The 10,283-nt window shown below is 71.7% G+C and carries 10 protein-coding genes; 3 read left to right on the top strand and 7 right to left on the bottom strand.

Annotated elements, in window-relative coordinates; translation table 11 throughout:
• Nucleotides 1–136 precede the first annotated feature (136 nt).
• Genes AC0NH5_RS25905 through rsmA form a run of 3 tightly spaced genes read right to left on the bottom strand, consistent with a single transcriptional unit; the run spans nt 137 to nt 2,540 of the window.
• Nucleotides 137–1,084, bottom strand: a complete 948-nt coding sequence (locus tag AC0NH5_RS25905) for a 4-(cytidine 5'-diphospho)-2-C-methyl-D-erythritol kinase (RefSeq protein ID WP_474408465.1) — start codon at nt 1,082–1,084, stop codon at nt 137–139.
• Nucleotides 1,081–1,656, bottom strand: a complete 576-nt coding sequence (locus AC0NH5_RS25900; protein WP_474408463.1) for a Uma2 family endonuclease — start codon at nt 1,654–1,656, stop codon at nt 1,081–1,083. Before AC0NH5_RS25900 ends, AC0NH5_RS25905 begins: the two co-directional genes overlap by 4 nt.
• Nucleotides 1,653–2,540: a 16S rRNA (adenine(1518)-N(6)/adenine(1519)-N(6))-dimethyltransferase RsmA gene (gene rsmA / locus AC0NH5_RS25895; protein ID WP_474408461.1), complete on the bottom strand. Its 888-nt coding sequence runs from the start codon at nt 2,538–2,540 to the stop codon at nt 1,653–1,655. The genes AC0NH5_RS25900 and rsmA overlap by 4 nt, the downstream gene beginning before the upstream one ends.
• 109 nt (nt 2,541–2,649) lie before the next feature.
• Between rsmA and AC0NH5_RS25890 the strand changes: the two genes are divergently transcribed.
• Entirely contained in the window at nt 2,650–3,072 is a 423-nt protein-coding gene (locus AC0NH5_RS25890) for a hypothetical protein (RefSeq protein WP_474408459.1), read from the top strand.
• Nucleotides 3,073–3,087: 15 nt separating this feature from the next.
• Here the strand turns inward: AC0NH5_RS25890 and AC0NH5_RS25885 are convergent, their stop codons facing one another.
• Entirely contained in the window at nt 3,088–3,975 is an 888-nt protein-coding gene (locus AC0NH5_RS25885; RefSeq protein ID WP_474408457.1) for a TatD family hydrolase, read from the bottom strand.
• A gap of 79 nt (nt 3,976–4,054) precedes the next feature.
• Between AC0NH5_RS25885 and AC0NH5_RS25880 the strand changes: the two genes are divergently transcribed.
• Nucleotides 4,055–5,089 (top strand): hypothetical protein, encoded by a 1,035-nt coding sequence (locus tag AC0NH5_RS25880; protein WP_474408455.1) that lies wholly within the window; start codon nt 4,055–4,057, stop codon nt 5,087–5,089.
• 51 nt (nt 5,090–5,140) lie between these two features.
• Here the strand turns inward: AC0NH5_RS25880 and AC0NH5_RS25875 are convergent, their stop codons facing one another.
• Nucleotides 5,141–6,394, bottom strand: a complete 1,254-nt coding sequence (locus AC0NH5_RS25875; RefSeq protein WP_474408453.1) for a hypothetical protein — start codon at nt 6,392–6,394, stop codon at nt 5,141–5,143.
• A 244-nt stretch (nt 6,395–6,638) separates the two neighbouring features.
• Nucleotides 6,639–8,441, bottom strand: a complete 1,803-nt coding sequence (gene metG / locus AC0NH5_RS25870; RefSeq protein WP_474408451.1) for a methionine--tRNA ligase — start codon at nt 8,439–8,441, stop codon at nt 6,639–6,641.
• Between the two features lie 132 nt (nt 8,442–8,573).
• Here metG and AC0NH5_RS25865 point away from each other — a divergent pair, with 132 nt between their 5' ends.
• Entirely contained in the window at nt 8,574–9,437 is an 864-nt protein-coding gene (locus AC0NH5_RS25865) for a hypothetical protein (RefSeq protein WP_474408449.1), read from the top strand.
• Here the strand turns inward: AC0NH5_RS25865 and rsmI are convergent.
• Complete coding sequence (gene rsmI, locus AC0NH5_RS25860; RefSeq protein ID WP_474408447.1) at nt 9,431–10,276, bottom strand: 16S rRNA (cytidine(1402)-2'-O)-methyltransferase; 846 nt, start codon at nt 10,274–10,276, stop codon at nt 9,431–9,433. The genes AC0NH5_RS25865 and rsmI overlap by 7 nt on opposite strands.
• Nucleotides 10,277–10,283: the final 7 nt, after the last annotated feature.

Below are 10,283 nucleotides of genomic sequence, written 5' to 3'. Positions count from 1 at the left end.
CGCCGCCCGCCGCCCTCGGCGCGGTGACCGCCGCCTCACCCCGTCCGTGGCCCGCCGGGCTCAGACCACCCGCGCGCGCCGCCCGCCGCCCTCGGCGCGGTGACCGCCGCCTCACCCCGTCCGTGGCCCGCCGGGCTCAGACCACCCGCGCGCCCGGCTGGGGGCCGCGGGCGGTGATCGCCGCCCGGCACACCCCCGAGGCGTTCAGGTCGGCCGCCACCCGCTGGGCGTGCCCGGCGTCGGCGGCGAGGAACACGCAGGTCGGACCGGAGCCGGAAACCAGGCCGGTGATCGCGCCCGCGTCGTGACCGGCTTTCAGCACGTCGGCCAGGTGCGGCCGCAGCGAGAGCGCGGCCGCCTGCAGATCGTTGCCGAGGGCGGCGCCGAGCACCTCGGGGTCACGCTGGCGCAGCGCGCCCATCAGCTGGTCCGGCCCGTCGAGCGCGGGCGGCGGCCAGGAGCCGGCACGCAGCGAGTCCAGCTCGCGGTAGACCGCCGGGGTGGAGAGCCCGCCGTCGGCGACCGCCACCACCCAGTGCCAGATGGTCGGCCGGGCCAGGATCGGGCTGACCGCCTCGCCGTGCCCGGTGCCCAGGGCGGTGCCGCCGTGCAGCAGGAACGGCACGTCCGAGCCGAGATCGGCGCCCACCTCGGCCAGCTCGTCGCGGGACATGCCCAGACCCCAGAGCACGTCGCAGGCGATCAGCGTGGCGGCGGCGTCGGCGCTGCCGCCGGCCAGCCCGCCGGCCAGCGGGATCGACTTGCGCAGGTGCAACCTCGCGTATGCCGGGACGTGCGCCCGGGCGGCCAGCGCCCGCGCGGCCCGGATGATCAGGTTGGTCTCGTCGAGCGCCAGCTCGCCCGCGCCCTCACCCTCCATGGTGAGCGTCAGCGTGTCCCCGCGGCGGGCGGTGAGCTCGTCGAACAGGCTGATCGCGTGATAGACGGTGTTCAGCTCGTGATAGCCGTCCGGCCGCAGCGGGCCGACCCCGAGATGCAGGTTGATCTTCGCCGGCACGCGCACCCGGACCGGGCCGTGGTGCGGCCGCGGCTCGTCACCACCCGGACCCCACGCCTCGGTCACGGAGTGATGTCCTCGATCGGCAGCCGCATCTCGAACGGCGAGAACAGCACGACTTCCTCCGCCGAGTCAGCTGTCAGCTGGTATTCCCCCTTGACGAGGTCATAGGCGAACAGGTGCACCGGGTTCTGCTCGATGCGCCAGTAGTGGGGTATCCCTGCTGCCGCGTACTCCACGGGTTTCTCCAGCCGGTCACGACGCCTGGTCCCGGGCGAGACCACCTCGACCACCAAGACCACTTGATCCGGCACCGCGAAGTGTCGGGAACCGCCGATTCGAGCGTCCGCGAGGACCACATCCGGTTCCAGAGTGGTGTCCATCGACAACGCCACTCCGGTGGCCAGACTCGCCCGGAACTCCTTGGGTGCGTTCCGCCTCAGCCACTGCCAGAGAAGCGCTGCAATATCTTGATGATCATAGGTCGGGGAGGGAACCACGATCATGACTCCGTCACGGAGTTCGACGCGAGGGGCGTCATCGGGCAGGAAGAGAACGTCTTCGACGGTGTGCTGCGCCAGCTTCTGCTTGACGGGGTCAGGGGACCACATGACGTGGCCGGCTGGCTGGGCAGTCATGAGTCCACCTCCTCGGGTTCCGCGCCGGACGGGGTGAGCTTACCGCCGTACCCCGACGCTTTCGCCTGTGCGGCGATCGCGGCGAACTCGCCCACCGAGAGCGACTCCCCCCGTGCCTGCGGGCTGACGCCCGCCGCCCGCAGCACCTGCTCGGCCCGGCCCGGCCCACCCGCCCAGCCGGCCAGCGCGGCCCGCAAAGTCTTGCGCCGCTGGGCGAAAGCCGCGTCCACGACCGCGAACACGTCGGTGCGGGCGACACCGGGCGGCGGCTCGCGCCGGGTGAAGGCGACCAGCCCGGAATCCACGTTGGGCACCGGCCAGAACACCGCGGGTGGAACCTTGCCGGCCGACTTCGCCTCCGCGTACCAGGCCAGCTTCACCGACGGCACGCCGTAGACCTTCGAGCCGGGGCCGGCGACGAGCCGGTCGGCGACCTCCTTCTGCACCATCACCAGGCCGCCGCGCAGCGTGGGCAGCTCGGCCAGCAGGTGCAGCACCACCGGGACAGCGACGTTGTAGGGCAGGTTCGCGACCAGCATGGTCGGTGCCGGGTCGAAGCGGTCGCCGGAGACCCGCAGCGCGTCGGCGGGGTGCACGGTCAGGTGCGACGCGGAGACGGTGCCCGGCAGGGCCGCGGCCAGCGCTGGGTCGATCTCCACGGCGTGGACGTGCCGGACCGCGCCGACCAGGCCCAGCGTGAGCGAGCCGAGACCGGGACCGACCTCCAGGGCGACGTCGTCGGGCCGCAGGCCGGCGGCCGCGACGATGCGGCGGATCGTGTTCGGGTCGTGCAGGAAGTTCTGGCCGAGCTTCTTGGTCGGCGCCACACCGAGGCGGGTGGCGAGTTCCCGGATCTCCGCCGGGCCGAGGAGTGCGTCAGCCATGGCATGAGCCTAGAGCGGCCGTTCCGGCGTGCTGGACACTGCCGGGTAGTAATGGGTTCATGGCAGCGCTCACCCTGTTCTGCTCCCCCGGCCCGCGGTGCGGCCGATCATGACTGAGTTGCTGGTGCTTCGTGGCGTGGTCGAAGCGGCTCCGGACGCCGTCGCGGCGGTGTTGCTGGACGTGTGGCCGGGTGGCCGGTCGCCGCTCGCCGCCGACGGGCCGGTCGAGGAGGCCGGCGGTGACGAGTTCGTGGTGGTGCGGGACGGCAGCCGGCTGACGGTCCGGGTGGACCGTGCCGCGCGGTCGGTGACCCACGAAGGTGAGTGGTGGTACCGCGGGGTCACCTCGGTCGAGCCGGATCCGCGGGGCTCGGTGCTGGTCAGCCGGATCTACAACATCGCGCCGGGACATCGCTGGGCGGTCCGGATGGTGTCCCGGGGGCCGTTGCAGGCGGCGCCGGGCGTCTTCGCGAGCCAGTCTGAGCGACTGGGCCGGGAGCTGGGCGTGGCCGCCCGGGTGGAGGCACCTTAGGGTCGGCCCGCCCGGTCAGCGCCAGGTGCCGAAGACGCGGTCGCCGTTGGCCGATATCGCGGCGCACAGCTCGTCCACGTCGACGCCGCGTGCCGCGGCCAGGGCGCGCACCGTGATCGGGATCAGGTACGACGCGTTCGGGCGCCCGCGGTGCGGGGCCGGGGTGAGGTAGGGCGCGTCGGTCTCCACCATCATCTGCTCGGGCGGGGTGGCCGCGGCCGCCTCACGCAGGGCCGCCGCGCTGGCAAAGGTCACCGTTCCGGCGAAGCTGAGGTGATATCCACGGCGTACGCATTCCGCGGCGAACTCGGCGTCGCCGGAGAAGCAGTGCAGCACCACGGTGTCCGGAGCGCCCTCCGAGTCGAGCACCCGCAGCACCTCCTGGTGTGCCTCGCGATCGTGGATGATCAGCGCCTTGCCGTGCCGTTTGGCGATGGCGATGTGCGCCCGGAAGCTCTCCTCCTGCGCGGCCCGGCCGTCCTCGCCGGTACGGAAGGTGTCCAGCCCGGTCTCCCCGATGCCCCGGACCCGGGGGCGGGCGGCGAGCGCCTCGATCTCCCGCAGCGCCTCGTCCAGATCGGAGAGCCGGGGCGCCTCGTTGGGGTGCAGAGCGACCGCGGCCAGCACCGACTCGTGGCGGTCCGCCAGGTCGGCGCCCCAGCGTGAGGAGGCGGCGTCCACTCCTACCTGGACGAGACGGTCCACACCGCTCTTCGCCGCCGCGGCGATCAGGGACTCGACCGGGTCGCCGGCACCGTCGCCGGGCACGCCGGCTTCCTGGACGGTCAGGTCGAGGTGGGTGTGGCTGTCGAAGACCGGCACCGCGAGCGGCTCCGGCGCGGGCGGGAACTCCCCGGCCCGTCGCGAGCTCCTGGCACGGCGCGATTCCGATGGTGAAGACATGTGAGACATTGTGCACGTCGCGAATTCCGGTAACCGGCTGTTCATCCAGCATCCACCGTGGTCACTTAAGTTGCGCCGCGTGACCGTGACCGGTGAGGACAGTGAGCTGGGCGCCGACCCGCTCGACCCGCCCCTGATGGCACCTCTGCGGCGCGACCTGACCTGGCAGCAGGTCCAGGGCATGAGCCAGTCGGTGGGGTACCGGGACGATCCCACCCTGCACCGGATCCGGGCCACCGCGGCGATCCGCCGGGGCACCCGGATGACCAAGCTGCTCTCCCCGGCCCAGGTGGCCGGCCATCTGGGCGGCTGGCTGCCGTACGGCTTCTGTTACCGCTCCTGCGACATCGCCCACCTGCGGGACCCGGAGCAGCTGACCCTGCTGCGCACCGACGGCGTCACCGACGACCGGGTGACGTTCGCGCTACGCTGGCGGGCCGTCGACCCGCTGGACTACGAGGTCCCGGCGGAGCCCGCGCAACCCGGTCTGCAGGCGCTGCCGGCACACTCCCGGATCGGGTCGATGGTTCTCGGCACCGGGTTCACGCCGAGCACCGACGATCTGATCCCGGAGTTCGTCACGGCCGGTTTCGCGGACCTGCCGATGCCGGCGAACGCACAGCTGCTGGCGTACGTGCCGGGCGGGGACGAGGTGGTGCTCTACTCGTACCAGCCGGAGCAGAACGGGTGGCTGCGGCTGGCCGGCCCGCGCTGGCGAGGCCTGCTCGGTGAGATCCCCGGCGCCGGCCCGGACCGGGAGTACGTGCCGTGCACCACCACCGGCACCGCCAGGCTGGTCGGGCAGGTCGACGGCAAGGAGTACGAGGCGGTCGCCGACCCGCCCGGGGAGTTCCGGGTGCGCGCGCTGACGAGGGCCGCCCGTTATCCGGTGCAGACGCTGAGCCGCCGGGCCGAGCAGGCGCTGTGGCGGCGGGTGCCGTGCTGGGTGCTCCAGCGGGACGAGACCTGGGCCCGGCTGCGGCTGCTGCGGCCGGACGCCGACGCGGTCGGCACCACCGGCGCGCGTTGTTACGAACGGGGCGTCTACGAGGCGTGGGCGCCGGTGGACGAGCTCACCGATCATCACATCGCGGATCTCGCGTACCAGCTCTGAGACGGGCATGCAGAAAGGGCCGGCTTTCGCCGGCCCTTTCCGGTGTCACGTTCAGCGGGTGAGGCGAGCCTCACGGGTGCGCTGGACCGAGCGGTCGGCGTAGTCGCCGGCCACGGCGCCCACGACGATGTAGCCCTTCGCGATGCCCTTGGGCAGGGTCACCGACCACTTGCCCTTCTTGACCGAGACCCGCAGCAGGTTCGTGAAGCACGACTCGAACTGCGCCTCGGTGGTGACCCGCTTCCACTTCTTCTGCGGGGTGATGCAGTATTCCGCGCCGGAGTTGCTGATGCGGTAGACGGCCAGGTACACCGAGTTGTTGATCAGGCCGGCGCCCTTGTCACTGGCGGTGCCGCGCAGGGTCCGCCAGGAGCTGGCCTTGTTGGAGCTGCTCGGCTTGGAGATCGAGAGCTTCGGGCGCCAGTCGTCCTTCAGCACGGTGATCTTGCCGGCGGTCTGGTAGACGCTCGCGCCGAACTTGTTCACCGGCGAGATGCGGACGGTGCGGACACCGCTGATCCGGCCACCCCGGTTGCCCTTGTTCCAGCTGTAGAGGATGAAGCCCTTGACCGACTTGGTCTTCGAGCCGTGGTACGACGTGGTGCCGTCGGCCCAGTCGATGACGTAACCGGTGGCGCCCGCCGGCAGCTTCTTGACGTTCACGTTGAAGCGCGCGCCCTGGTACACCTTCTTGGTGCTGAGCGAGTACGTCCCCTTGGCCGGCGTGGTGACGGTGACCGACTTCGGCCCGACGACCTTGTAGTTGCCGGCCTTGTCGGTCAGGGTCACGGTGACGTTGAACTTGCCGTTACGGGCGTACTTCTTGTTCACCGTCGACCAGCCCGGGTACAGCACCGTGGTGGTGCCGTCGCCCCAGCTGATCTTCCGGGCGATCTGGTTGTCCGGCGTGACGTTGTCACCGAACTCCGAGGTGTTCTGGTTGAACACCAGGGTCTGGCCCAGCCAGAGGCCGCCCGAGTTCAGCCGGAACGAGCCGGTCGGCGCGGTCTTGTCGGCCGGCGGCGGGGCGGTCGTGGTGCTGGGGCTCGAGGTGACCGACGCCGAGGGGGAGGTCGACGCCGACTCGGAAGCAGAGGCCGAAGCCGACGGCGAGGCCGAAGCCGAGTCCGACGGGGACGGCGTGGTCGAGGTCGGGACCGACTCGGAGGGCGAGGCGGACGCGGACTCGCTGACGCCGGGGGTCGGGTCGGCGGCCGAGGCCGGTGACGTGTAGACCGCACCACCTGCGACCAGCGCGCCGCTGACGACAGCCGTCAGCAGCGGGCGCGAAAGGCGTGGCTTCAAGGGAACTCCTTCGAGGGGTTGTGATCCACACGAAGGACGGGCGGGCGCGCTCACCGGCAGCCACGACGAAACGTGACCGTACCGATGAAACGCCCACGTCCCCCCGTGGCGAAGTGACGGTACCGGATCAACGTGACTTCGATCAATCCCTTAAACGGTCTTGACACGTGCTGTTCACCACAAGCACGCGAATGCCCGCCGGCGCCTTTTGGCACCGACGGGCATGAACAGCTGAAACCGCAGGTCAGGATGCCTCGCCCAGGCGGGCCAGCTCCTCTTCCACGATGGACGGGTCGAGCTTGCGGAACACCGGCTTCGGCGCGCTCAGCGGCGTGCCGGCCACCAGCGGCACCGACCGCCAGCGGGCGCCGGTGGTGTAGTCCCCCATCAGCACCGGGTAGCCCGGGCCGCCGTCCAGGTCCTCGACCTCCACGATCTCGGGCATCGGCGCGTGCACACCCTCGCCGCCGAGCAGCTCGAACACCTTCTGCGCGGAGTGCGGCAGGAACGGCGTCAGCAGCGTGTTGGCGTCGCTGACCACCTGGAGCGCCACATGCAGCACGGTGGCCTGCCGCGGCTTGTCCTCGTCCGACTTGAGCTTCCACGGCGCCTGCTCGGAGAGGTACTTGTTCGCCTCGGCGACCACCCGCATCGCCTCACCGATCGCGGCCTTCTGCCGGTGCCGGCCGATCAGCTCACCGACCGTGTCGAATCCGGCCTTCGCCACCGCGAGCAGCGCCTCGTCCTCGGCGGTCAGCTCGCCGGCCGCCGGGATGGCGCCGAAGTTCTTGGCCGCCATCGAGATCGACCGGTTGACCAGGTTGCCCCAGCCGGCGACCAGCTCGTCGTTGTTGCGCCGGACGAACTCGGCCCAGGTGAAGTCGGTGTCGTTCGACTCCGGCCCGGCCGCGGCGATGAAATAGCGCAGCGCGTCGGCGTCGTAGCGCTCCAAGAAGTCCCGGACGTAGATGACCACCCGGCGCGAGGAGGAGAACTTCTTGCCCTCCATCGTCAGGTACTCGCTGGAGACCACCTCGGTGGGCAGGTTCAGCTTGCCGAACTCGCCGGGCTCACCGGCCTTGTCGCCCTCACCGGAGTAGCCGAGCAGCAGCGCCGGCCAGATCACCGAGTGGAAGACGATGTTGTCCTTGCCCATGAAGTAGTAGCCGGAGGCGTCCTTGCCCTCCGCGTCGGCCGACCACCACTTGCGCCAGGCCTGCGGATCCCCGGTGCGCCGGGCCCACTCGACGGACGCCGACAGATAGCCGATGACCGCGTCGAACCAGACGTAGATGCGCTTGTCGGCCCGGTCCCGCCAGCCGTCCAGCGGGATCGGCACGCCCCACTCGAGGTCCCTGGTGATCGCCCGCGGCTGGAGGTCGTCCAGCAGGTTGCGGGAGAACTTCAGCACGTTGGGCCGCCAGTTCTCCCGGCGGTCCAGCCAGCCGCCGATCGCCTCGGCGAACGCCGGCAGGTCCAGGAAGAAGTGCTCGGTCTCGACGAACTGCGGGGTCTCCCCGTTGATCCGGGAGCGCGGGTCGACCAGCTGCTCCGGGTCGAGCTGGTTGCCGCAGTTGTCGCACTGGTCGCCGCGCGCGCCGTCGTAACCGCAGATCGGGCAGGTGCCCTCGATGTAGCGGTCCGGCAGGGTGCGCCCGGTGGACGGGGAGATCGCGCCCAGGGTGGTGCGGGCGACGATGTACCCGTTGCGGTGCAGGCCCTCGAACAGCTCCTGCACCACGGCGTAGTGGTTGCGGGTGGTGGTCCGGGTGAACAGGTCGTACGACAGGCCGAGCCCGTGCAGGTCCTCCACGATCACCCGGTTGTACCGGTCGGCGAGCTCACGGGCGGTGACCCCGTCCGCGTCGGCCTGCACCTGGATCGGGGTGCCGTGCTCGTCGGTCCCGGAGACCATGAGCACGTCGTGACCGGCCATCCGCATGTACCGGCTGAAGACGTCGGACGGCACCCCGAAGCCGGAAACATGACCGATGTGGCGCGGGCCGTTGGCATAGGGCCAGGCGACCGCGGCGAGAACGTGACTCATGGTGCACCAGCGTAGTGACCCGTGCCGGTGCCCCGCGAACGGATTGGCACGGCGCGGACCGGTATACCGATTTGTCCCGACACGCCCGATCATTGACGTGCTCGGCGCCACCACCGGGCGTTGAATGAGCGGGTGACCGGAGACGCGCCGCAACCAGGGGAAACGCCCCGCAGCCAGGGCAACCCGCGGGATCTCGCCGACCCCGACACCCCGTGGTGGCGCGGCGAGACCGATCAGGAGCCACCGCAGGCCGCCCCACCGGTGGAGGGATCCCGCCTGATCACCGCGGGCGAACTCGTACCGGAGGAGGAGAACGCCGGCCGCAACCGGCCGACCGTGGCCATCACCCCCCGGCGGCCCCCGGCCGCCGCCTCGTCGCCGCACGCCGAGGCGCGGGCCGAGGCCCACCTGGAGCGGGTGGAGAACTCGACGTTCTGGTTGAGCGAGGAGGAACGGGCCGCGCTGGCGGCCGCCCAGCCCGACCAGCGACCCGGCCGCCGCCGGAAGCCGCCCGCCCACAATCCGGCCGGTGCCTTGTTCGCGCTGGTCATGCTGAGCCTGGTGGCGGCGTTCTTCAGCTGGGTGAGCGCGGAGCCGTTCTGGCTGGCCGTCGGGCACGGCGACCGCGGCTACGCGGTCACCACCCACTGCCGGGGCGACGGTCTCACCCAGCGCTGCACCGGCCGATTCGCGGCGTCCGACGGCCGGTTCAGCGTGTCCCCGGTGACCCTGCTCGGCGTCTCCGGTGAGGGCCGCCGGGCCGGCGCCGTCTCCCCGGCCCGGATGGTCAGCCCGGGCAGCGACCAGGCCTACACCGCACCCGCGGGCCTGCTCCTGCACCTGCGCTGGGCGCTCGGCTTCCTGCTGGTGCTGATCTGCGGGTACGGGATCACCGAGGTGACCAGGGCGCGCCGGCTGGGCAGCCGGCGCGCGATCGTCGCCGGCTTCGCCGGACCGCTGCTGCTGCTCGCCGGATTCCTGGTCGCGGCCTACTGAGGGGCGTGCACCAGCGTGTAGACGTCCCGCTTCTTCAGCCCGTACTCGTCGGCGACCGCCTGGACGGCGTCCCGGCGGGAGACACCCCCGGCCTCGCGCCGCGCCACCGCCGCACGCAGCTCGTCGTCGTCCGGCCGCTCCACCGGCCCGTCCGGCGCGCCGGCGACCACCAACGTGATCTCACCGCGCGGCGCGCTTGCGGCGGCCCAGGCGGCCAGTTCACCGAGCCCGCCCCGGCGAACCTCCTCGTACGTCTTGGTCAGCTCCCGGCAGACCGCGGCCGGCCGGTCCGCGCCGAAGATCCCGGCCAGGTCCTCCAGGGCGCCCACGATCCGGTGCGGCGCCTCGAAGAAGACGAGCGTGCGCGGCTCGGCGGTGAGCTCCCGGAGCCGGCCACGGCGCCCCGAGCCGGAGCGCGGCAGGAAGCCCTCGAAGACGAAACGGTCGCTGGGCAGACCGGAGAGGGCCAGCGCGGTGGTCACCGCGCTCGGGCCGGGCGCCGCGGTCACCGGGAAGCCGGCGTCCAGCGCGGCGCGGACCAGCCGGTACCCCGGGTCGGAGACGCTGGGCATGCCACCGTCGGTCACCACCGCCACGACGGCGCCCGATTCGAGTGCTTCCACCAGCTCCGGAGTTCGACGTTCGTCATTGCCCTCGAAGTAGGAGACGACCCGCCCGCGCACCGTCACGCCGAGGTCCTTCGCCAGCCGGTTGAGGCGCCGGGTGTCCTCCGCGGCGATCACGTCCGCCGAGGCCAGGACGTCACGCAACCGGGTGGAGGCGTCACCGATGTTGCCCAGTGGCGCGCCCGCGAGCACGACCCGTCCTTCACTGTTCACCGGAAAA

The organism is Actinoplanes sp. 13, from assembly GCF_056134165.1.
The sequence above is the reverse complement of the archived record's forward strand: the minus strand, read 5'-3'. Positions and strand labels throughout refer to the sequence as shown.

Coding starts and splice junctions, on each gene's coding strand:
- AC0NH5_RS25900 (WP_474408463.1), bottom strand. CDS start 1,656: ATGACTGCCCAGCCAGCCGGCCACGTCATGTGGTCCCCTGACCCCGTC.
- rsmA (WP_474408461.1), bottom strand. CDS start 2,540: ATGGCTGACGCACTCCTCGGCCCGGCGGAGATCCGGGAACTCGCCACC.
- AC0NH5_RS25890 (WP_474408459.1), top strand. CDS start 2,650: ATGACTGAGTTGCTGGTGCTTCGTGGCGTGGTCGAAGCGGCTCCGGAC.
- AC0NH5_RS25885 (WP_474408457.1), bottom strand. CDS start 3,975: ATGTCTTCACCATCGGAATCGCGCCGTGCCAGGAGCTCGCGACGGGCC.
- metG (WP_474408451.1), bottom strand. CDS start 8,441: ATGAGTCACGTTCTCGCCGCGGTCGCCTGGCCCTATGCCAACGGCCCG.